The organism is Bordetella sp. (assembly GCF_051960075.1).
Classification (GTDB): Bacteria; Pseudomonadota; Gammaproteobacteria; order Burkholderiales; family Burkholderiaceae_B; genus Bordetella.
Genome location: NZ_JBQCER010000092.1, coordinates 13213 through 35621 on the forward strand (window position 1 = coordinate 13213; position 22409 = coordinate 35621).

Consider the following 22409-nt stretch of genomic DNA (forward strand, 5'->3'; position numbering starts at 1 on the left):
TTTTTGGGGCCTTGCTCCCTACACTGATCTCGCCCAATAACGCAATCGACAGAACGAGCCGATCTTGGCGCGTTTCGATTCCGCCATTTCAAGGAGCGAGATCATGTTCAAGAAAATTCTGATTTCCACCGACGGTTCGGCGTTATCGAACCAGGCCGCCGACGCCGGCATCGACTTCGCGAGTTCGTCAGGGGCCGAGATCGTGGCGGTGTTCGTCGCGCAACCGATGGAAGCGTTCATCGGATTCGACGGCACAGCGGCGATTTATGCCGCGAATTACGAACAGGACATCGCCGACCAGGGGGGAAAGTATCTTTCTCAGCTCGCCGAGCGCGCCAAGGCCGCGGGCGTGAAAGCGCAGACCCGCATCGTGACCAGCTATAACGTCGCCGACGGCATTCTGCGGGCCGCCGAGGACGAGCATTGCGACCTGATCTTCATGGGCAGTCACGGCCGCAGCGGCCTGTCGCGCCTGGTGCTGGGCAGCGTCGCAGCCAGGGTGGTGAGTCTTGCCGGCATTTCCACCCTGGTTTTTCGCGTCAAGAAAGAGAAGTAAATGGTCCTGCGCGCGCAGGATGACCGCGTCGGCGCGATCATGAACGCCGCGTCCTATCTGGAAGCCGATCGTGACGAGGTCTTCCTGCAGGGCGATGCCACGCGCGGCGTGCGCCTGCACCTGGACTATCTCAAGACCGAAGAAATATTGCGCGCCCACGGCATCGAAAGAACGATCGTCGTATTCGGCAGCACGCGCCTGCGCGATCCCGCGACAGCGCGCGGCGAACGGGACGCGGCGCTGCTCGATGCGCTGGCCGATCCCGGCAACGCGGCGCACGCTAGGGCGCTGCGCATTGCCGAGCGCCGCGTCGAGCTGTCTCGCTATTACGATATCGGAAGAGAGCTGGGACGTCTGGTGGGGCGGGCGAACGATCCAGGCCTTGCCGTGCTGACGGGCGGCGGCCCGGGCGGCATGGAGGCCGCCAACCGCGGCGCCTCCGAGGTCGGCGCCAAAAGCGTCGGCCTGAATATTTCGCTGCCGCACGAGCAGTATCCCAATCCCTACCTGACGCCCGGCCTGTGCATGCGCCTGCACTACTTTGCCATGCGCAAGCTGCACTTCATGAAAAGGGCGGCGGCGCTGGTTGCCTTGCCGGGCGGATTCGGCACGATAGACGAATTGTTCTGCGCGCTGACACTGATCCAGACGCGCAAGAATACGGCGATTCCGGTCGTGCTTATCGGCGAAGCCTATTGGCGCAAGGTGTTCGACGCCGATTTTCTGGTCGAGTCGGGCTGCATCGACGAGGCGGAACGCGATCTGTTCTGGTATGCCGAGACCGCGCAGCAGGCTTGGGACGGCATCCTGGCCTGGCATCGCGACAACGGCGGTCCCCTGTCCGCGCGGCCCGAGACGCAAGGAGATCCATCGTGAAGATCTCGTTTCATGGCGCAGATCGCGAAGTGACCGGCTCGTGCCATCTCGTCGAGGCCGGCGGCGCACGCATTCTCATCGATTGCGGCATGTACCAGGGCGGCCGCGAGCTCGACGAAGAGAACGCGCAGGAGTTCGGCTTCGATCCGGGGTCGATCGATTACCTCCTGCTCACGCATGCGCACCTGGATCACTGCGGGCGCATTCCCTTGCTGGTCAAGCGCGGTTTTCAAGGCGAAATCATCACGACCACGGCCACTCGCGAGCTGGCTCGGCTGGTCATGCTCGACGCCGCGCATCTGCAGGAGGAGGAGGCCGAGCGCCGCGTCCGGCACGCGCATCGCGGCGGCGCCGCGCCGCGCCAGGCGCTCTACGGCACGCTGGACGCGCTGGATGCGCTAGGCCGATTCGGAAGAGCGGCGGCATACGGCGAAGCCATCGCATTGACGCCGACGCTGAGCGCGACGTTTCACGACGCCGGTCACATTCTCGGGTCGGCGAGCATCCGCCTCGAGGACACGAGCGGCCCGGTCCGGTCGGTCATTTTTTCCGGCGATCTCGGCAGCAGCGGCCGGGCGATTCTGCGCGATCCCCAGGCGCCGCCGCCTGCCGATGTCGTCGTCATGGAAACCACGTACGGCGACCGTGCGCACAAGCCGCTCGGGCCCTCGGTCGAGGAGCTTTACCAGGCGATCGGCGATACCTTTCAGCGCGGAGGCAATGTCGTGATTCCGACCTTCGCGCTGGAGCGGGCGCAGGAAATTCTTTATTACCTGCGCCAGGGCGTCGAGCTCGGACGCCTGCCGCGATCGATGTCGGTGTTTCTCGATTCGCCGATGGCGATCTCGGCCACCGAGGTGTTTCGCAGGCACCCGGACTGTTTTTCGTCGCGCAACCAGGCGCTGTTCGAAGGCAAGCAGGATCCGTTCATGCTGCCGGGCCTGCGTTTTACGCGCGACGTGGCGGACTCGATTGCCTTGAATCGATTCGTCGGCGGCGCGGTCATCATGGCCGGCTCGGGCATGTGCACGGGCGGGCGCGTCCGTCATCACTTGCGATACAACCTCTGGCGCCGCGATTCGAGCGTCGTTTTCGTCGGCTATGCCGCGCGCGGCACCCTGGCGCGCCAGATCATCGACGGCGCCGGGCAGGTGACGCTGTTCGGCGAAAAAGTACCGGTGCGTGCGCAGCTCTACACGATCAACGGCTTTTCTGCGCACGCCGGCCGCGACGAGCTCCTAGCCTGGCATCGTGCGCTGAAGCCGGCAAAGACCGTACTCGTGCACGGCGACGAGCGGGCGATGCTGAGCTTTGCCGCAGCGCTCGAAAATACCGAAGTCTTCATGCCCAAACGCGGCGATGCGTTCGTTGTTTGACCCTGAGCAGGGAGGTCTGCCATGGCTGCGATCAAGAATCAATCGTCCGAGGCGCGGCGGCCCGGCGCGGCATCGGCCCGAACTTCGGCTGCCGAAGCGCCGCGGCGCGCACAGACCGAGCCCGGGGTCGCCCATGCATGGCATCGATATGAGCATCTGATCGGCATGACTAGAGGGCTCGCGCCGCTTCGCACGGCTGTCGTGCACCCGGTCGACGTCCCTTCGCTGGCCGGCGCGATCGAAGCTGCGAGGGAAAACCTCATCGTCCCGGTGCTCGTCGGTCCCGAGGTGAAGATCCGTGCGGCCGCGGCCGCGGCGGGCATCGATGTCTCGGCGTACGAATTGGTCCCGGTCGAGCACAGCAACGCGGCCGCCGAGCGTGCGGTCGCAATGGCGCGCGCGGGGCAGGTCGAGGCGCTGATGAAGGGCGCATTGCATACCGACGAACTGATGCATGCGGTGATCGATCCGGCGTTGGGATTGCGCACCGGGCGACGCATCAGTCATGTGTTCGCGATCGACGCGCCGGCCTATCCGCGACCGCTGTACGTGACCGACGCCGCAATCAATGTGTCGCCTACGATCGCCGACAAGCGCGACATCATCCAGAACGCGATCGAGCTTGCGCACGCCCTGGGCAACCGCGAGCCGCGCGTCGCGATCCTGTCCGCGGTCGAGACCGTCACCGAGAAGCTGCGCTCGACGATCGACGCCGCCGCGCTCTGCAAAATGGCCGATCGCGGGCAGATCACGGGCGGCATTCTGGACGGCCCGCTCGCCTTCGACAATGCGGTGTCGCCGGAGGCGGCGCGCGCCAAGGGAATCGTGTCGACGGTCGCGGGCCGCGCGGATATCCTCGTCGTGCCCGACCTCGAAGCGGGCAACATGCTTGCCAAGCAGCTCGAGTATCTGGGAGGAGCTCAGATCGCGGGCATCGTGCTAGGCGCACGCGTGCCGATCATTCTGACCAGCCGCGCCGACAAGACGCCCGCGCGCCTGGGCTCGTGCGCCATCGGGCTGCTGCTCGCGCGCCATGCAAAAGGAGTGCGCACGTGAGCGACGCAATCCTGGTCCTGAACGTGGGCTCGTCAAGCATCAAGTTCGCGCTATTCCCGGGAGATTCCTCTCCGGTGCGCGACGCGCTCATTTGCTCTGGAAAAATCGAGAATATCGGTCATGTGCTGCATTTCGTCGCAAGCGACGGCGCGGGGGCTTTGCTCGCCGCCAACTGTCCTGGCGGTACGAGCCACGAGGATGCGCTTGCCGCGCTGCTCGGCTGGATCGAGGTGCGGTTCAGCGGATACCGCCTGGTCGCCGCCGGGCACCGCGTGGTGCACGGCGGCAGAGATTACGGCGGTCCGGTACGCATCGATGCCGCCGTCACTCAGGCGCTGCGCGCGTTGATTCCTCTTGCGCCGCTGCACCAGCCGCACCATCTTGCGGCGATCGACGCGCTCTCCAGGCAGCATCCGGCGCTGACGCAGATCGCGTGCTTCGATACGGCATTCCATCGCACGCAACCCGATCTCGCCACGGCGTTCGCGCTGCCGCGCGCGCTGGCCGGCGAGGGCATCCGCCGCTATGGTTTTCATGGCCTGTCCTACGAGTACATTGCCGATGCGCTGCCCGGCATCGCAGGACTCGAGACAGCGAACGCCCGCGTCGTCGTCGCGCACCTGGGCAGCGGCGCGAGCCTGTGCGCCATGCGCGATCGGCGCAGCGTCGCCACGACGATGGGCTTCACCGCGCTCGACGGTCTGCCGATGAGCCGCCGCTGCGGCAATCTCGATCCCGGCGTCGTGCTGTATCTGATGCAGCAGAAGGGCATGACGGCCGACGAAGTGAGCCATCTTCTTTATCAGGAATCCGGGCTATACGGCGTGTCGGGCGGCGTAAGCGACGATATGCGCGAATTGCTCGACAGCACGCATCCGGCGGCGCGGGAGGCGGTCGACCTGTTCGCATACCGGATCGGACGCGAGCTAGGGTCGCTCGCAGCGGCGCTCGGCGGCCTGGACGCGCTCGTATTCACCGCCGGAATCGGCGAGCATGCCGCCGAAATCCGACGCAAAGTCTGCGAGGGCGCGGCGTGGCTCGGCGTGGAACTGGACGACGCGGCGAACGCGGCAGACGCATCGAGGATCACCCGCCCCGGCAGCCGCGTATCGGCATGGGTGATTCCCACCGACGAGGACCTCATGATCGCGCGCCATGTCTACGACATGCTCAGGCCGGGGGCTCGGTCATGAGCCGGCTCGATTCACGTTCGCGCCGATGGCTCGGCGAAAGCGCGGGCCGACCCCCATCGCCGGTCGCAGTCAGAACTCTTCCAGAAAGCGCATGCGGAACTTGCGCCCCTTGATATTGCTGTTGGAGACGCGCGCGAACGCCTGTTTGGCAATCGAACGATCCAGCGCCACGTAAGAACTGAACTCGCCGATATTGATCTTGCCGACCTGCTCGAAAGTCAGTCCGCCGTCGCCGGTCAGGGCACCGAGCAGATCGCCGGGCCGCAGTTTGTCCTTCTTGCCGCCCTGGATGCACAGGGTGATCATGGGCGCGCGCAAAGGGCGGTCGGCCTTGGACCGCAGCGATTTGATGTCGGCCCATTTCAGCGGCGCGCCCTGGTATTGCTCGATCAGCGTGGCCCAGCGCATTTCCTCGGGCGAACAAAGGCTCAGCGCCAGCCCCTTCTGCTCGCCGCGCCCGCTGCGGCCGATGCGGTGCACGTGGACTTCGGTGTCCTTTGTCACGTCCACATTGATCACGGCTTCCAGATTCTGGATGTCCAGGCCGCGGGCGGCCACATCGGTGGCGACCAGCACGGCGCAGCTGCGATTGGCGAACTGGATCAGAATCTCGTCGCGCTCGCGCTGCTCCAGATCGCCGTTGAGCGCCTGGGCGCTGATGCCCTCGGCCTGCAGGCGCTCGACCAGGTCGTGGCAGCGGATCTTGGTGTTGCAGAAGGCCAGCGTGGATGCCGGGCGAAAGTGCGCCAGCAGCGCGGCCACGGCGTCCAGCCTCTCGTCCTCGCCGATCTCGTAGAAAATCTGCTTGATCTGGCTGGCGTCGTGCTGGGCTTCGACCTTGACCTCGGCCGGGTTGCGCAGAAAGCGGGCGCTGAGTTTGCGGATGTTGTCAGGGTAGGTGGCCGAGAACAGCAGGGTCTGGCGCTTGGCCGGGCAGTGCGAGACGATGGCGGCGATGTCGTCGTAAAAGCCCATGTCCACCATGCGGTCGGCCTCGTCCAGCACCAGCGTGTTCAGGCCGGACAGATCCAGGCTGCCGCGCGCCAGGTGGTCCTGGATGCGGCCGGGCGTACCCACCACCAGATGCGCGCCGCGGGCCAGCGACTCGGCCTGGGGTCGCGCCGCCGCGCCGCCACACAGCGTCAGCACCCTGACGTTGGGGATCAGGCGGGCCAGCCGGCGCAGTTCCTGCGCGACCTGGTCGGCCAGTTCGCGGGTAGGGCAGAGCACTAGCGCCTGCGGCGCCAGTCGATCGACATTCAGTGTCTGCAGCATGCCCAGGCCGAACGCCGCGGTCTTGCCGCTGCCGGTCTTGGCCTGCGCGATCAGGTCGCGGCCTTCCAGGACGAGCGGCAGGCTCTGTGCCTGGATGGGCGTCATTCGTTCGAAGCCCAGGCTTTGCAGGTTGTCCAGCAAGGCGGGGATGAGGGGTAGCGTGGAGAACGACGGGGCGGTCACAGTGGGCCTTGTAAGGGGGTTGATTCAGGTGCAAAGAACCGGTCTTTCAATTGCTGCAAGCCGATGCGCTCGAGCATCTCCCGCAGGCGCTCGGCCGGTTTGCGCCTCGGCAAGTTCTTGTACTGCGCGATGATGAGCTCGTTCTTCATCGAGTGCTCCCACCCTACCAGCTCGGTCACGCTGACCTGGTAGCCGTGCGCTTCCAGCTGCAGGCAGCGCAGCACGTTGGTCACCTGACTGCCGAACTCGCGCGTGTGCAGCGGGTGGCGCCAGATCTCGGCCAGCGGGTCGGCCAGAGCGCTTGCTTTGTTCTTGCGCAGCACCGAGGCCACCTCGGCCTGGCAGCAGGGCACCGCCACCACGTAGCGGGCCTTTTTCTCCAGCGCGAACCGGATCGCGTCGTCGGTGGCCGTGTCGCAGGCGTGCAGCGCCGTCACCACATCCACGGTGGGTGGCAGTTCGCGCGAGGCGATGGAATCGGCCACCGATAGGTTCAAAAACGACATGCCTTGCTCGAAGCCCAGATGCCGGGCCAGTTCGCGCGAACGCTGCACCAGTTCCTCGCGCGTTTCGATGCCGTAAATGTGCGAAGACGAGGGCGCGGCCTCGGCGCGCGCCTTGAAGAAAAGGTCGTACAGGATGAAGCCCAGATAGGACTTGCCTGCGCCGTGGTCCACCAGCGTGACCGCGCCGCGTTCGTCCTGCACGCTTTGCAAGAGCGGTTCGATGAACTGGAAGAGGTGGTAGACCTGTTTGAGCTTGCGACGGCTGTCCTGGTTCATCTTGCCGTCGCGCGTCAGGATGTGCAGCGCCTTGAGCAGCTCGATGGACTGGCCGGGGCGAATGTCGTGGGTAGAGTCGGGCATGGTGCGATTTTACCCGGGAACCCCCAATTCCCTAGGGTTGACCCCTAGTAAATCGGGCAAGTAAGCGTATAATCGGACTTTGCGCCTGGAGCTTTCTCATGCGTCTCGTCCAAAAAGCACTCACCTTCGACGATGTGTTGCTGGTGCCTGCCTATTCCGAGGTGTTGCCGCGCGACACGTCGCTCGCCACTCGCCTCACCCGCAATATCACCCTGAACATCCCGCTCGTGTCGGCCGCCATGGATACGGTGACCGAGTCGCGCCTGGCCATCGCCATGGCGCAAGAGGGTGGCATCGGCATCATCCACAAGAACCTCACTGCCGACGAGCAGGCCAGGGAAGTGGCCCGCGTCAAGCGCCACGAGTTCGGCATCGTCACCGATCCGGTCACCGTCACGCCCGACATGAAGGTGCGCGACGTCATCGCCCTGCAGAACCAGCACGGCATTTCCGGCCTGCCGGTGGTCGAGGGCAAGAAGCTCGTGGGCATCGTCACCAACCGCGACCTGCGCTTCGAAGACCGCCTCGATCAGCCCCTGCGCAACATCATGACCCCGAAAGATCGCCTGGTCACGATGAAAGAAGGCGCCACGCTCAACGAAGCCCAGGCCCTGATGCACAAGCATCGCCTCGAGCGCGTGCTCATCGTCAACGACGCCTTCGAGCTGCGCGGCCTGGCCACCGTCAAAGATATCGTCAAGAACACCGCGCACCCCGTCGCCAACAAAGATGCGCACGGCCAGCTGCGCGTGGGCGCCGCGGTCGGCGTGGGCGAGGGCACCGAAGAACGCGTCGAGAAGCTCGTGGCCGCCGGCGTGGACGTGATCGTGGTCGACACCGCCCACGGCCACTCCAAGGGCGTGCTCGACCGCGTGCGCTGGGTCAAGCAGAACTTCCCCAAGGTCGAGGTCATCGGCGGCAACATCGCCACCGGCGCTGCGGCCCGCGCGCTGGTCGAACATGGCGCCGACGGCGTCAAGGTCGGCATCGGCCCCGGCTCCATCTGCACCACCCGCGTGGTGGCCGGCGTGGGCGTGCCGCAGATCACCGCCATCTCCGATGTGGCCCGCGCGCTGGAAGGTTCCGGCGTGCCGCTCATCGCCGACGGCGGCATCCGCTACTCGGGCGACATCGCCAAGGCCCTGTCGGCCGGCGCCTCCTCCTGCATGATGGGCGGCATGTTCGCCGGCACCGAAGAAGCCCCCGGCGAGGTCGTGCTGTTCCAGGGCCGCTCGTACAAGTCCTACCGCGGCATGGGCAGCCTGGGCGCCATGACCGACGGCTCGGCCGACCGCTACTTCCAAGATCCGGCCAACAACGCCGACAAATTCGTGCCCGAAGGCATCGAAGGCCGCGTGCCCTACAAAGGCAGCGTGCTGGCCATCATCTATCAGCTGGTGGGCGGCATCCGGTCCTCGATGGGCTACTGCGGCTGCGCGTCGATCGACGACATGCGCACCAAGACCGAATTCGTCGAGATCACCTCGGCAGGCTTCCGCGAGTCGCACGTGCACGACGTGCAGATCACCAAAGAAGCCCCCAATTACCGCGCCGATTGATTCCGGCAAGCTGATTCAAGACACCACGCACCGGCAGAGCGCAAGTTCTGGCCGGTGCGGTCATTTTTATCCAACCGGCAGAACTCCATGCACCAGCGCATCCTGATTCTCGATTACGGTTCGCAAGTCACCCAGCTCATCGCACGCCGCGTGCGCGAAGCGGGCGTCTACTCCGAAATCCACCCCGGCGACGTCCGCGACGACTTCATCCGCGAACAGGCCAGGCTCGGCCTGAAGGGCGTGATCCTCTCGGGCAGCCACGCGTCGGCCTACGACGAGGCCTCGATGCGCGTGCCCCAGGCCGTGTTCGAGCTGGGCCTGCCGGTGCTGGGCATCTGCTACGGCATGCAGGCCATGGCGAACCAGCTGGGCGGCAGGGTCACCTATAAAGACCACCGTGAATTCGGCTATGCCGAGGTGCGCGCCCACGGCCACACCAAGCTGCTCGAAGGCATCCAGGACTTCGCCACGCCCGAGGGCCACGGCATGCTCAAGGTGTGGATGAGCCACGGCGACAGCGTCGACGAAATGCCGCCGGGTTTCAGGCTCATGGCGTCCACGCCCTCGTGCCCCATCGCCGGCATGGCCGACGAGGCGCGCGGCTACTACGCGGTGCAGTTCCACCCCGAGGTCACGCACACCGTGCAGGGCCAGGCCATGCTCACGCGCTTCGTGCGCGAGATCTGCGGCTGCTCGGGCGACTGGAACATGCCCGACTACGTGTCCGAAGCCGTGGCCCGCATCCGCGAGCAGGTCGGCCAGGACGAGGTCATCCTCGGCCTGTCGGGCGGCGTCGATTCGTCCGTGGCCGCCGCGCTCATCCACAAGGCCATCGGCGACCAGCTCACCTGCGTCTTCGTCGACCACGGCCTCTTGCGCCTGAACGAAGGCAAGCAGGTCATGGAGACCTTTGCCAGGAACATGGGCGTCAAGGTCGTGCACGTCGACGCTACCGCCCAGTTCATGGGCAAGCTCGCGGGCGTGAGCGATCCCGAGGCCAAGCGCAAGATCATCGGCAAGGAGTTCGTCGAGGTCTTCTCGGCCGAGAAGGCCAAGCTCAAGAGCGCTGGGTCACAATCCGCTAAATGGCTGGCCCAGGGCACCATCTACCCCGACGTGGTCGAGTCGGCCGGCACCAAGACCGGCAAGGCCGCGGCCATCAAGTCGCACCACAACGTGGGCGGTCTGCCCGACGACCTGGACTTCAAGCTGCTCGAACCGCTGCGCGAACTCTTCAAGGACGAAGTGCGCGAACTGGGCGTCAGCCTGGGCCTGCCGCCCGAGATGGTCTACCGCCATCCTTTCCCGGGCCCCGGCCTGGGCGTGCGCATCCTGGGCGAGGTCAAGCTCGAATACGCCGACCTGCTGCGCCGCGCCGACGCCATTTTCATCGAGGAACTGCGTTCGACCATCGACAAGGAAACCGGCAAGAGCTGGTACGACCTGACTTCGCAGGCCTTCGCCGTCTTCCTGCCGGTCAAGTCGGTGGGCGTGATGGGCGACGGGCGCACCTACGAATACGTCGTGGCGCTGCGCGCGGTGCAGACCTTCGACTTCATGACCGCCGACTGGGCGCCGCTGCCGCACGCGCTGCTGGCCAAGGTGTCCTCGCGCATCATCAACGAAGTGCGCGGCTTCAACCGGGTGGTGTACGACGTGAGCAGCAAGCCGCCGGCGACGATCGAGTGGGAGTGAATTGACGTCCTTCGAGGACTATCGCCAGCTATCGAAAAACTGACGTAACGTGTTGACTTAGAAAGAAATACGTCGCGGCAGCTATTGGTGGCTATCGCTGGCCAGCAGAAAAAGTTGGCGGCAGAGCTGACGGTAAAAATCGAGGCCGGATTAAGACGCTCTCGTTCACTATTCAGACTTTTACCGTCTTTGACAGTAAAAGCCTTCTCGGGAATGCTTGTTTCATGCGGCTTTCCGGGCATCAGCAGGTCTCCAGGTCCTTGACGGTAAAACCTGACGGTAAAGCCGTCACAAGCCGGAGGAAACCTCGATGCTTACTGACGCTGCACTACGAAATCTGAAGCCTAAGTCCAGGATTTATAAGGCTTCTGACCGGGATGGGATGTACGTGACGGTATTGCCTGGCGGTACCGTCACCTTCCGCTATGACTATCGTCTCAATGGGCGCCGCGAGACACTGACGCTCGGGCGCTACGGCCCCGGCGGCATCTCGCTGGCGATGGCGCGCGAACTGCTCCTGGACGCGCGCAAAGCCGTGCTCAAGGGCAACTCACCTGCGCTCGAAAAGCAGCGCGAGAAGCGCGGGTGGGCGCCATCAAGACCTTCGGCACGGCGATGGACACCTGGCTGGCCAACGCAAGGTTGGCCGACAGCACGCGCGCCATGCGCGAGCACATCATCGACCGGGATATCCTGCCGGTCTTCCAGGACCCCCTGCTGACCGAAATCCAAGCCGAAGACCTGCGTGCCTTGTGCAACAAGGTCAAGGAGCGCGGGGCGCCGGCCACGGCTGTCCAGATTCGGGACATCGTGAAGCAGGTTTACGTCTACGCCATCGCCCACGGCGAAAAGGTGGACAACCCAGCCGACAGCGTGGGCGCGGCCTCGATCGCTACCTTCGTACCAAAGGACCGGGCTGGGCTTCAACCGGGACCGGATCGAGAAGTGCTTGGCGCACGAGGACTGGCGTTCGTCGCGCTCTATCTACAACAAAGCCGAATACGCCGAGCAGCGGCGCCACATGCTGCAAGCGTGGGCCAACATGGTCGATGCTTGGATCGGCGGGCAGACTTACGCGCCGAAGCTTATGCCGGAGAATGTGGTGGTACCGATGCTGCGCGCGACCGGTGAGAGGGGGGCATGAAGATCCCGGGGCGCGGGGTACTGGCGATGGAAGGCGTATGGTTTATTATTTCAATAAAAAGATCACTTTGGGTGATCTAATTTTTCATTTATTGAACCTTGAATCTTGGCAAAAGTTCGATAAATCTGTATTTTGAGTACTATGAGTGATCAAAATGCAGGGAAACTGAACCGCCTGCTGGCTGAACTGGGCGATACGCGCCTGGTGTCCAGTCGCTGGCTACGGGCGCACGGCTATTCCAATAGCCTTGTCGCGCGTTATGTGGGCAGCGGCTGGCTCGTCTCGCCGTCTCGTGGCGTGTACATGCGTCAGGGCGGGCGCCTGCAGTGGGATGGGGTGGTGCGCAGCCTGCAGGCCGGGGAAGGGATGCCGCTCCATGTGGGGGGGCGCTTCGCGCTGACCTTGCAAGGACACGAGCATTACCTGCGCTTGGGCGACGCCGGGACAATCACGCTCTACGGGCCGGAGCGGCCGCCAGGCTGGGTGAGCAAGGTACCGTTGCAGGAGCGCTTCGCGTTCCTGGGCAAGGGGCCATTCAATCTGCCTGCCGTGCCGTTCACGGCCGAGGTGTCCGAGTCCGTGCTGTCTGGGCAGGGACTGGCGTGGCATCCGGTCGGCTCTGGCACCGATGCGCTGGTGTGCTCGACCTCGGAGCGGGCCATGCTGGAGCTGTGCGACGGCGTGTCGGACGCGGCGCTGGTCTACGAGGCCGACGCGCTGATGCAGGCCATGACCACATTGCGCCCGCAGCGCGTCGGCCTGCTGCTGCGTCACTGCCGCAGCATCAAGGCGAAGCGGTTGTTCCTGGCACTGGCCGATCGCCATCGGCATGCGTGGCTGGCGCACGTGCCGATGGAGGACGTCGATCTGGGCCGGGGCAAGCGCGCGCTCGTGCCGGGTGGTCGCCTGCACCCCACCTACCAGATCACCTTGCCGGGAGACCTCGATGAGCACCTGGTTTGATCATTGGGATCGGCGCTACATCGACCGGGTGCGGCTGCTGGTCGAGATCCTGCCGGTGCTCGCGCAGGAGCCGCGCTTCGCGCTCAAGGGCGGTACGGCCATCAACTTGTTTGAGCACGATCTACCGCGTCTGTCGGTGGACATCGACTTGGCGTGGCTGCCGGTGCACGACTACGCCGAGGATGCGAAGCTGATTGCCGAAGCCCTTGGGCGATTGGCTGATGTGCTGCGCGCTCGCCCGCTGCAACTGCAAGTGCAGACCTCGGCGGGCGAGGGCGCTGGAACGGTTACCCGGCTGGTGGCCAGCCGCGGTCGTTCGCGCGTGCAGATCGAGACGACGCCGGTGATGCGCGGCACCGTGCATCCGGCGCGTCGCATGGTCGTGCGCCCAAAAGTGGAGGAGGCGTTCGGCTTTGCCGAGGTGCAGGTGTTGGACTTCGCGGACCTGTATGCCGGCAAGCTCGCGGCGGCGCTGTCGCGGCAGCATCCGCGCGATCTCTTCGATGTGGGCTTGTTGCTGCAGGACGAGCGAGCGGATGCAGTGCTCTGGCGCACCTTCCTCGTGTACCTGACCTGCAGTCCCAAGCCCGCCTGGGAAATGCTTGCGCTCCGGGTACCAGCGGATTTCGCGGCCACCTTCGAGGCTCATTTCAAGGGCATGACGACCGAGCCCATTGAGGTCGAGGCCTTGCTGGAGAGTCGCGAGCGTTTGGTGTCACGCGTGGCCACGTGGCTGGATGAGCCGTCGTGCGCGTTTCTGCGGTCCGTGGAGAGCGAGCAGCCGGACTTCGGCATGATCGGTCTTGCGCATGCGGCGGCGTTGCCGGGCGTGCGGCGCAAGCTGCACAACCTTGCGCAGCGCACGGCGGGCAAGCGTGCAGCGGATCGCCAGGCGCTTGAAGAAACGCTGGCGCGGATCGCTGGTACCCGATGACGAAGGAGATCGGAACGATGGTTCATGATTTCACATGGGTCTATGAGTTAGGCCAACGCATGGGTTGCACGATGATGCTCTGCGTCGACAGGCAGACAGCGTGTGCACCGTGGATGGCTATCTACGGCGTCATGCAGCCGCGAGCGGCTTGCGATTCCCGAGAGTCTTCGAGACAGGAATCATCCTTGATCTGGCTGAAAGGTACCGCCTGGTTGGTGACAAGAATTTCCTGTTTTCGGTATCCTTCGAGATGGTTGACAATACGGTTGCCAGAGTCGTCGTTCTGCAAATGGCCCCATCTCCCGCGTCGGCAAAAAGCCCACGCGCGTGACGGTAAAGACGACGGTAAAGGCCCATATTGAGCACAGCCAAATCCTTTTACAACGGGGGTTTGGGCGGTCTGTTGATGATCGAGTGGGAGTGAGCCTGGCCCATCCTCAGGCGTACTGTCTCGCATTCGTCTACTGTTGAGCTCCGGTCAGTGGCCGAGCAAGAAAACCGCGTAGGCGCTCAACAGGTAGACGATGAGCAGCGACAGGCTGACCCAGCCGATCGCTCCGCCCAAACGTGTTTGCGGCTTGTACAGCATGGCGACGATGAAGATCCCCGACATGATCGCTGCGGCGAAGGCAGTGATGGCGTGTGCCGGGGACACCGCGCTCAGGAGCGGGCCCTTTCGATAAGCGAGATCGTCCGCCGCCAAGATCAAGATGTCGAACAGGTTACTCCCGAGCAAATTGCCTATCGCCATGTCGACGGCGCCGAGGCGTAGCGTGCTGATGGTGACGACCAGTTCCGGTACCGAGGTGGCGCCGGCGACGAACAGCGTGCCGACGAAGGTTGTCTTCCACCCCATCGCCGTCGCGATCTCCTGACCGACGAACGGCAGCCAGGAGCCGGCAACGGCGACGACGGTCGCGGCTGCGGTATAGCGCAGCGCGGCACTTCTCAGCGTGATGCTGCCGTCGACCTTGGCGGGTTCGGGCGGCCAATGCACGCGCCGCTCGTAGACGTATGCGGCGCGCATCGCGACGAGATATATCACGATTATGAACGGCGTGTACGCGCTGATGTGCAGGAGCGTGAAGCTAAGCGCATTCTGGCTGAGCAGCAGGAAGGCGCCGGCAGTACCGATCAGAATCACGCCGAATCCGGCGGTGAGGATGTGCCCCTGGTCGATGCGGCGATACATGGGCTCCTTGCGGCTCAATTCGTCGAGCAGCACCAGCATCACCAAATTGAACACGCAGCTGCCGAGCGCGTCGCCGACCGCAATATTGGGCGCGTTCGCGGCGGTCACGGCGCTGATGCCGGTGAAAAGTTCCGGCAGGGAAGTGGCGGTGGCAATCAGAACCAGGCCGATCCACGAACGCGATAGGCCGGTAAGATGCGCGATGGTGTCCGCGTAGCGGGTGAGGACTGGGCCGGCGAGGCCGATCATCGCAACGCATATGACGAACTTCAGCCAGGGCAGCAGCAGCCCGGTCATCGCTGCGTTCTCGCATGCCGCAGGCCAGCCACGGCCATGATCGCCTGCGTCGCGATTAGGGGGGCGAGGCTGCATGCCAGCACGACGACCCACATCGCAGAATTGGGCGGCGCCAATTGGAGAAGATGCGCAGCCGGCGGCAGGTAGGGCGGTACGCACAGTAGCGTGGCGCAGAGTGCCAGGGCGCCCCACAGCCAGCCGTTTCGTGTCACCTCATTGACGAAGATCCCCGCATGAACGCTCCGCATATCGAAGGCGTGCCAGAGCTGCGCAAAGGCGAGCGTGAGAAAGGTGACCGTCACCGACTGGCGCGCATCGAGATCGAGCCAGCGCGCGGCTAGGAGTGCCGCGAACGTGCCCGCTGTAAGGGCTATGCCTTGCAATGCGATGGCGAGCCATTGCGCGCGGCCGAGGATGGGCTCTTTCGGATCGCGCGGCGGTTGCTGGAGGATGCCCGCTTCGCCTTCGCCCATCGCCAGAGCGAAGGCAGGAAACACGTCGGTGAGCAGGTTCAGATAGAGGATCTGCAACGGCAATAGCGGCAGCGGCAGCGCTGATGCCACCGCGATTCCAACCACCATCACCTCGCTCAGATTGCAAGATAGGAGATAAGCGACGAAACGACGGATGTTGCCGAAGATGACGCGACCCTGGCGGATCGCCTTGACGATGGTGGGAAAGGTATCGTCGAGCAGGATCATGGCCGCCGCTTCGCGCGCCACGTCGGTCCCGCGCAGCCCCATGGCCACGCCGATATCGGCCTGGCGCAGTGCCGGCGCATCGTTGACGCCGTCGCCCGTCATGGCGACGATATCTCCGGCCGCCTGGTAGGCCTTCACGAGCGCGAGTTTCTCCGCCGGAATCACGCGTGCGAAGATGCTGATGTTGCGCAAGGCGGCCGGGCCGGCCTCGATTACCTTGGCGATCGCCTTGCCGTCGACGACATGGGCTGCGCAATCGGCGAGTCCGACAGCGCGGCCGATGCTGCGTGCGGTTACCGCGTGATCGCCCGTCACCATCACGACCCGAATGCCGGCGCGATGGCAGTCTTCAATAGCGCTCGGCACATCGGCACGGGCCGGGTCCTCCAGGCCGACCAGCCCAACAAGAACGAGACCGTCGTACGGCGAGCTGTCGGACTGCGTTTCCATCTTCATCGCGCAGGCAAGCACGCGCAAACCGTGATGACCGAGCTGAGCGGCGCGCGCGAGCCATTCGGCGCGCGCATCGTCATTCAACGCGACCTCTCCGTGTTCCCCGATCGCGCGCGTTGCGGCGCCGACGACTGCTTCGGGCGCACCTTTGACCGCAACGAGAAAGCCATCGCCGCTTTCGTGCACCGTCGCCATCATCTTGGTGGCGGAGTCGAAGGCATGCTTGCGGGCGAGGCGATGCCCGCGCAGCAGCGTAGCCCGCCTGAGGCCTGCCCGCAGTCCGACGCGCAGAAGCGCGATTTCCATCGGATCGCCGCTCCCCTCGTCCTCCACGCTATCGAGGTACGCATCATTGCATAGGACGGCGATGCGCAGCAGCGTATTCACGGTCCGGTCGTCGGCGCCGCGGAAGGCCTGGGAACCTTTATGTGCGCTCGGATCGATCGCGATCTCGCCCGTTCCCACGTGCAGGCGCCGCACAGTCATGCGGTTTTCGGTCAGGGTGCCGGTTTTGTCGGTCAGAATGACGGTCGTGGCGCCGAGTGTCTCGACCGCCGACAAGCGCTCGATCAATGCGTTCTGCCGCGCCATTCGCCACATGCCCCGCGCGAGCGCGAGCGTCGCTACGATCGGAAGGCCCTCGGGAATTGCCGCGACGGCCAGCGCGATCGCCGCCTCGATCATCAGAAAAGGATCCTCTTGGACGATCAGACCGACGCCGGCGATCGCCGCCGCGACCACCAGGGTCGCCCAGACGAGTTGCGCCGACAGCCGGGCGAGCTTGCGCTCGAGCGGCGAACTGCCGGCATCGGCTTTGATGAGCAGTTGTGTCACCCGGCCGAGCTCGGTCGCAAGCCCGGTAGCTACCACGATGCCCACTCCGCTGCCCCGCGTCACGGCCGTACCCTTGAACAGCATCGACATGCGGTCACCGAGACGAGCGTTGCGTGCGACCGGCGCGTTCTCTTTTTCGACGGGGACCGATTCGCCCGTCAGCGTCGACTCGTCTGCCGACAAGCGAGACGCCTCGACGAGCCGCAGATCGGCCGATACCGCATCGCCGGCGTCGAGCAGGACGATGTCGCCGGGCACCAGTTCTTCGGCAGGGACGAGCCGCACGCCGCCGTCGCGGCGTACGCGGGCGGTGCGGCCGCCGAGCGCACGCAGCGATTCGATCGACCGTGCCGCTTTCAATTCGGTCACGAAGCCGATCAGCGCATTGATCGCAAGGACGATGACGATGGCGCCGCCTTCCTCCAATTCGCCGAAATAGAACGCGAGCGCGGCTGCCGCGCCCAGAAGGTAGACGACCGGGCTCGTGAATTGACGCAGCAGCAGCCGCAGGGCATTGGCTGCACGCCGGGCGGCGATCGTGTTCGGCCCGAATTGTTGGTGCCGCGCCGTCACGGCGTCCGCGGACAGTCCATCGGCGCTCGTCACCTGTAACGCTGCCAGCACCTGGGCGGCAGGCAGGGCGTGCGGGCTCTCGGGCAATCGTACAGGCGCCGACAAGTGGGGTGCGATCGGCGGATTGATGGCACATCTCCTCTCGTGAACCGCGAGGGTATCCGCCTGCTCAGCGGCGAGCTGGGTACCTCGATGGGTGTCGCTCGCAGCCGGTGTCAGCGGTTTCCGCTGCCGCCTGCACCACTATTTCCTGCGCCACCGCCGCCTGCACCGCCGCCGCCGGCACCACCGGCGCCTGCGCCACCGGCGCCACTGCCGGGGCCGCCTCGGCCTGGACTATTGCCGCGCGCGGGCGGCATATCCGGCAAGACCACGCCGCGCGAGCGCGCGCGATCCTGCATTTGGCGGTGATGTTCCAATCGAATGGTCTCGCGCTCGCGCGCGGTTTTCGCGGCGCGCATTCTGGCGCGATATTCATTTCGCTCACGCTGCGTCATCAGCTGGCTGCCATAGATCGTGTCGCGCGATTGCGTCTGCGTGCGGTCGCGGGTTCTGTCTTGCAGTCGATCCCTGTCTTGCGACGGATCTCTCGTCCGATCCTGCGTTCGGTCCTGGGTTCGATCCTGCGTCTGGTCCTGCGCGTTCGCGACGCCCGCGTTTGCGCCCAGCAACAGGACGAGGGTCGACGATAGAGCCAACGAGCCCAGCAATTTGCGCGATTTCATGTTGTTCTCCAAGTTTTGCGTGCAGGCGATTGCCCGCGAAGGGGGAAATGTTCCTGAAAGACGATCTACGGCTTGGGCGCGATGGTGGGCGCGCCCGATTGCGGTCGCTGTTTCAGCCGCTGCGCTTCCGCGATCGCGGCGATGGCGCGCGCGCGGTTTGGCGGCAGCGGCGGAGCACAAAGCGATTCGCCCACCACTGCCACCAATTCCTCTGTCACCGGCCGCACCGAGACCATGCCGAGATATGTCCCGGCCAGCAGCGGGTCGGGGTCCGGTTTTTCCAGCTCTGCCTGCATGTCGGCCAGCAGGTAGCGCGCAGTCAGCGCGCTTTGCGGGGCGCCCGGCATCAGCCCGTCGGCGAGCGCGTCGATACGTGCGAGGTTGTTGCCGCTCAAGCGAGCCTGCGGCGATGCGAGCGCGGCCGAATGCGTGCATTTTCCGAACAGACTCGCAGGCAGCGCCATCAACGGTGCGCTGGGTACGGTGGGTGATGTGCCGGGTGGCGTGTCGGGCGGCGTGACGGCCGGTGCGGTGCGCCCGCCAAGATAGCCTTGCCGGGATGACTCGGTGGCTTGCGGCGTTCGGCCGTTCGCGGCCCCGCCGTTGGCCGACGCGCCCGTGCCCGAGCCCGGACTCGGATTGCTCACACCGCCTGCCCCGCCGCGATTGGATGCCCCGTTCGCTCCGCCGCCGAGCGTGCCGTTCGAAGGACCCGTTGCGGTGCCGGTGCGGCCTTGCGCGCCGGCATCGGACGGCAGCATTGCTGCCGCGACAGCAAGTGCGGCAGTCAGCGGCAAGGTCCATTGCCGGCGCAGCAGATCGGTCAAGATTTGCATGATCATTTCCCGGGAACAGGTGCGGCGGCGAGCGCGGTACGTTGTTGTTCGGCGATCTGGGCGATCTGCTCGGCTTGCGCGTCGCTCATTCTGGCGCACAGCAAAAAGCCGATTCTTTTGACCGCTGCAGGCGTGACCGGCGTCCTGGCCACCAGCCCCAGCAGGGTGCCTGCCAATTCCGGATTGGGCGCGGGCTTGATCAGCTCGTTTTGCAGATTGCCCATCAAGTACGGCGCAGCGATCTTTCCGCTGGCGGCCAGCGCAGGCTCGAGCTCGCCGCGCGCTTCGTTCAGACGCAGCAGATTGCTGCCGCTGAATTGCTGCGTAGCGGTCATGCCGGGTCCTACGCCCTGGCAGCGCGGCGAACTATCGAGCGAGCCGCGCACGTTGATGGCCGGGCCGCTGCCCGGACCGGCGACGAAATCGGAGGCGGTGTCGGTGCCCGGTTCCGTGCCGGTGTCGGGTGGGGTCGATGGATCGTCCGGGTTGGACCACCCTCCCCAGTAGCGCAGGCGGGTGCGACCCGCATCTTCCGTGGTGCTTGCGCCGCTGCCGTAGTGCCCGACGCCCTCGGGCACCTGGCCGTTGCCGCGTACGCCGCTGCCGCCGCCGAAGCGCTCGGATCCCGGTGTCGGGTGTGAGATGGCGCCCTGATGTTGGCCGCTCTCGTGGCCCTGGTGCCCGTATCGTGTACCGTGACCTTTTTCGACGGTTCCTCCGGTCTCGCCGCCGCCTTCGTGTCCACCGCCACCGCCATGTCCGCCACTTCCGCCGCTCTCGTGTCCGCCGCCGCCACTGTCGTGACCGCCGCCGGCATCCTGCGCATGCACCGTGCCGATCATGCCGGGCAGGGTCGAGACGCCGGCAAGCTCCAATCCAAGCAGCGGGGTGCCGATGATCGTCAGGGCAATCGCCGCGACGCGAACTTTATGGTGAATGACAGCGTTCATTTTCGTGACTCGCGCAATCGGTAGGGAGCGGCCGGGAAGTTGGCGGCCGGGTCGATCAGCCATGCGCTTCCGAAATCGCGGCGCGCACGGCTTCGGCCGCCGCACCCAGCTCGACATCCGAGACCCCGTCAGGCAATGTCAACGACATGATCTTGTTGATCGCGTCGACCGTCGCAGTGCTGACCGGCAAGGTCTTGTCGGACGCCGTGCCGATGAAGACCGCCGCCAGCAGCAGGGAGCGCGTGGCGGTGTTGGCATCGTAGGTTCCCGAGCTGCTGACGATCTGGCCGGTGGTCAGCATGTCTTTGTAGAGGGCGAGGTTTTGCAGCGGCGAATCGACCATCACGATCGATGTGTCGGCAAAGGTCGATTTGACCAGGGCTTGCAGCGCGGCAACCTTTTGATCCATGTTTAGCGACGCGTTGTCGGCAATGGCCAGAACCTGGTTGTAGAACGTTGGCTGCATGCTCGAGAGCGCGTCGGCGAGCGAGCGGTCGAGCACATGAGACGGCGCACGGGCCACGTTCAGACGGCCCAGTTCGAGATCCGAAGGAATGCCCTCCTGAGCCCACGCGGGTTTGCCGCCTTGCGTGCCGGGCGCCGGCTTGGAGCCGCCGCCGCCGTACTTCGGCCCCTTCGCGTCGCTGTCGTCGCTCGGGCCGCCTTGGCCGGAGCCGCTCGACCCGGAATCGGTCGACGATCCGTGCTTGCCTTTGCTGCCGCGGTCGGCACCCGGGCCACCCTGGCCTTTGGGCGTGCCGCTCTGGGCGTGCGCGGCCGGCATCGGCGCGATCGCTGCGAGCCAGCTTGGGGCGATGTTGCTGACGCTCACGGCCATGCCCAGCGATGCTGCGGTGGCAATGGCAATCTTGCTCAGGGTTAGGGTCTTGGTGGACATGACGATCCTCTCTACTCGTGTTGGGTTGAGTGCGCCCGATCGTTGCATCGGAATCCAATCCACCTCGGATTGGGTCTGCATCACTCGATTCCATTCTCGCTGTTGGCAAGCCGACGATATTGATGCGAATCAAGGTTTCGCACGCTGTGTGCGGCGCTTGATCGGCGCTCGAGCGAATTCGCCCGATATGCGATGCATGGCGACGAAAGGACGCGACGCGCCGGCAAATCGTTGCCGACGGCGCCTATGCTGGGACGCGGATCAGTGCGAGAAAGGAATCGCCACGCGCGCCATCACGGTGTACTGATTGAAGTTTTCGCCGGGCACGCTCGAGTACAGCCTGCGCCCGGTGACGCTCAGATCGAAATACAGATTCCGGTGAAGGCGATAGACAAATCCGAGCGTGAGCCCGTAATAGTCGTCGTTGCGGGGCAGGCCCTGATAGGCGACGTGGGACAGCGAACCCGTGCTGCGCAGCGTCAGCTTGTCGGTCAGCCGATGCTCCACGCCGAGCGACGCATAGGTGTTGATGTAGCTCGACGAGACCAACACCACGCTGGGAGACGGCGTGGACGTCACGGTGGTTTCTTCGATGGTCCGATCGAGATACGCCGTCAAGGTGGTGCGGTCGGTGGCCGACCACTGCAGCGCGGTCCCGATCACCGGCGCGCTCACGGTGCCAAAACGCGGGTCTTTGTAATCCTGCTGCATCCATCCCGCAAATGCGTCGAGTTTCAGCGTCCGCGGAATGTTCCAACGCACGCCCGCCAGATAGCGCATGCCGCTCGAATTGCGCTGATAGCCCAGATCGTCCGCCGCGCTGTCGTAGCGGCGGTTGTCGAGGGCAATCTGTACGTAGGGCTCGATACGCGGCGTGATTTCATACCCGACGCGCACGCCGCCGGTGTATTGCCAACGATTGCGGTCGCCGTTGTTGATGAGTTTGATGGCGCCGCTGCTGGTGAGAAAGTCGACGTTGTTGTAGTCGAGCTTCTGGGCCGTGCCGGCCACGCGCACCGAGACGCGGCCAAACTGGCGAAACGCGCCGCCGTAGAGCCGCAGCTGATGGTACAGGGTAGGCGTCAATCCATTGCGTGCCGAGGGCGACTCGCGGTCTTCATGCTCTTGCGAGAAATGTACGCCGCCGTACACATTGGTGTCGGAGCTGAAATCGTAGCGGCCTTCGGTGCTCAGGTGATAGTCGTTGGAGTTTTCCGTTTTGTAGGTCGCATAGCGCGTACTGTCTAGCGAAGCGTGAAAATCCAGCTCGTGCT

The 22409-nt window shown here is 65.0% G+C and carries 18 protein-coding genes and 1 pseudogene; 10 read left to right on the top strand and 9 right to left on the bottom strand.

Annotated features, from left to right (window positions below; genetic code table 11):
* The first annotated feature begins 103 nt into the window (after positions 1–103).
* The 5 genes from ACTHJ1_RS16090 to ACTHJ1_RS16110 are packed head-to-tail and all read left to right on the top strand — an operon-like array spanning position 104 to position 5057.
* Positions 104–556, top strand: a complete 453-nt coding sequence (locus ACTHJ1_RS16090; RefSeq protein WP_440194346.1) for a universal stress protein — start codon at positions 104–106, stop codon at positions 554–556.
* A complete protein-coding gene (locus ACTHJ1_RS16095; protein ID WP_440194349.1) occupies positions 557–1432 on the top strand; it encodes an LOG family protein in 876 nt (291 codons plus the stop codon).
* Positions 1429–2808: an MBL fold metallo-hydrolase RNA specificity domain-containing protein gene (locus tag ACTHJ1_RS16100; protein ID WP_440194352.1), complete on the top strand. Its 1380-nt coding sequence runs from the start codon at positions 1429–1431 to the stop codon at positions 2806–2808. The genes ACTHJ1_RS16095 and ACTHJ1_RS16100 overlap by 4 nt, the downstream gene beginning before the upstream one ends.
* 21 nt (positions 2809–2829) lie before the next feature.
* Complete coding sequence (locus ACTHJ1_RS16105; protein ID WP_440194355.1) at positions 2830–3864, top strand: bifunctional enoyl-CoA hydratase/phosphate acetyltransferase; 1035 nt, start codon at positions 2830–2832, stop codon at positions 3862–3864.
* Positions 3861–5057 carry an acetate/propionate family kinase gene (locus ACTHJ1_RS16110; protein WP_440194358.1) on the top strand — a complete coding sequence of 399 codons (1197 nt, stop codon included), beginning with the start codon at positions 3861–3863 and terminating at the stop codon, positions 5055–5057. Before ACTHJ1_RS16105 ends, ACTHJ1_RS16110 begins: the two co-directional genes overlap by 4 nt.
* Before the next feature lie 69 nt (positions 5058–5126).
* Here ACTHJ1_RS16110 and dbpA read toward each other — a convergent pair whose 3' ends face one another.
* Both dbpA and ACTHJ1_RS16120 read right to left on the bottom strand, forming a co-directional pair.
* Entirely contained in the window at positions 5127–6515 is a 1389-nt protein-coding gene (gene dbpA, locus ACTHJ1_RS16115; protein WP_440194361.1) for an ATP-dependent RNA helicase DbpA, read from the bottom strand.
* The gene (locus ACTHJ1_RS16120) at positions 6512–7381 is read right to left on the bottom strand and encodes a class I SAM-dependent methyltransferase (protein ID WP_440194364.1); all 870 of its coding nucleotides are present in this window, start codon (positions 7379–7381) and stop codon (positions 6512–6514) included. The genes dbpA and ACTHJ1_RS16120 overlap by 4 nt, the downstream gene beginning before the upstream one ends.
* A gap of 98 nt (positions 7382–7479) precedes the next feature.
* Between ACTHJ1_RS16120 and guaB the strand changes: the two genes are divergently transcribed.
* The 5 genes and pseudogenes from guaB to ACTHJ1_RS16145 all read left to right on the top strand — a co-directional run bounded on the left by guaB (position 7480) and on the right by ACTHJ1_RS16145 (position 13676).
* Positions 7480–8940, top strand: a complete 1461-nt coding sequence (gene guaB, locus ACTHJ1_RS16125; RefSeq protein WP_440194367.1) for an IMP dehydrogenase — start codon at positions 7480–7482, stop codon at positions 8938–8940.
* Between the two features lie 87 nt (positions 8941–9027).
* Positions 9028–10635, top strand: a complete 1608-nt coding sequence (guaA, locus tag ACTHJ1_RS16130) for a glutamine-hydrolyzing GMP synthase (protein ID WP_440194370.1) — start codon at positions 9028–9030, stop codon at positions 10633–10635.
* 310 nt (positions 10636–10945) lie between these two features.
* Positions 10946–11779 (top strand): annotated as a pseudogene (locus ACTHJ1_RS16135) (tyrosine-type recombinase/integrase).
* A gap of 141 nt (positions 11780–11920) precedes the next feature.
* Entirely contained in the window at positions 11921–12742 is an 822-nt protein-coding gene (locus tag ACTHJ1_RS16140; protein ID WP_440194397.1) for a type IV toxin-antitoxin system AbiEi family antitoxin domain-containing protein, read from the top strand.
* Entirely contained in the window at positions 12726–13676 is a 951-nt protein-coding gene (locus ACTHJ1_RS16145; protein WP_440194373.1) for a nucleotidyl transferase AbiEii/AbiGii toxin family protein, read from the top strand. Before ACTHJ1_RS16140 ends, ACTHJ1_RS16145 begins: the two co-directional genes overlap by 17 nt.
* A 478-nt stretch (positions 13677–14154) precedes the next feature.
* On the opposite strand, the gene ACTHJ1_RS16150 is transcribed toward ACTHJ1_RS16145, so the two are convergent.
* The 7 genes from ACTHJ1_RS16150 to ACTHJ1_RS16180 form a co-directional block, all read right to left on the bottom strand.
* A complete protein-coding gene (locus ACTHJ1_RS16150) occupies positions 14155–15165 on the bottom strand; it encodes a sodium:calcium antiporter (protein WP_440194376.1) in 1011 nt (336 codons plus the stop codon).
* Positions 15162–17813: a cation-translocating P-type ATPase gene (locus tag ACTHJ1_RS16155; protein WP_440194379.1), complete on the bottom strand. Its 2652-nt coding sequence runs from the start codon at positions 17811–17813 to the stop codon at positions 15162–15164. The genes ACTHJ1_RS16150 and ACTHJ1_RS16155 overlap by 4 nt, the downstream gene beginning before the upstream one ends.
* A 128-nt stretch (positions 17814–17941) precedes the next feature.
* Positions 17942–18451, bottom strand: a complete 510-nt coding sequence (locus tag ACTHJ1_RS16160) for a hypothetical protein (RefSeq protein ID WP_440194382.1) — start codon at positions 18449–18451, stop codon at positions 17942–17944.
* A gap of 65 nt (positions 18452–18516) precedes the next feature.
* Positions 18517–19287, bottom strand: a complete 771-nt coding sequence (locus tag ACTHJ1_RS16165; RefSeq protein WP_440194385.1) for a hypothetical protein — start codon at positions 19285–19287, stop codon at positions 18517–18519.
* Between the two features lie 2 nt (positions 19288–19289).
* The gene (locus ACTHJ1_RS16170) at positions 19290–20237 is read right to left on the bottom strand and encodes a hypothetical protein (protein WP_440194388.1); all 948 of its coding nucleotides are present in this window, start codon (positions 20235–20237) and stop codon (positions 19290–19292) included.
* Positions 20238–20292: 55 nt separating this feature from the next.
* A complete protein-coding gene (locus tag ACTHJ1_RS16175; protein WP_440194391.1) occupies positions 20293–21216 on the bottom strand; it encodes a hypothetical protein in 924 nt (307 codons plus the stop codon).
* A gap of 180 nt (positions 21217–21396) precedes the next feature.
* The coding region (locus ACTHJ1_RS16180) for an outer membrane beta-barrel protein (RefSeq protein WP_440194394.1) at positions 21397–22409 on the bottom strand (1013 nt) is incomplete at its 5' end.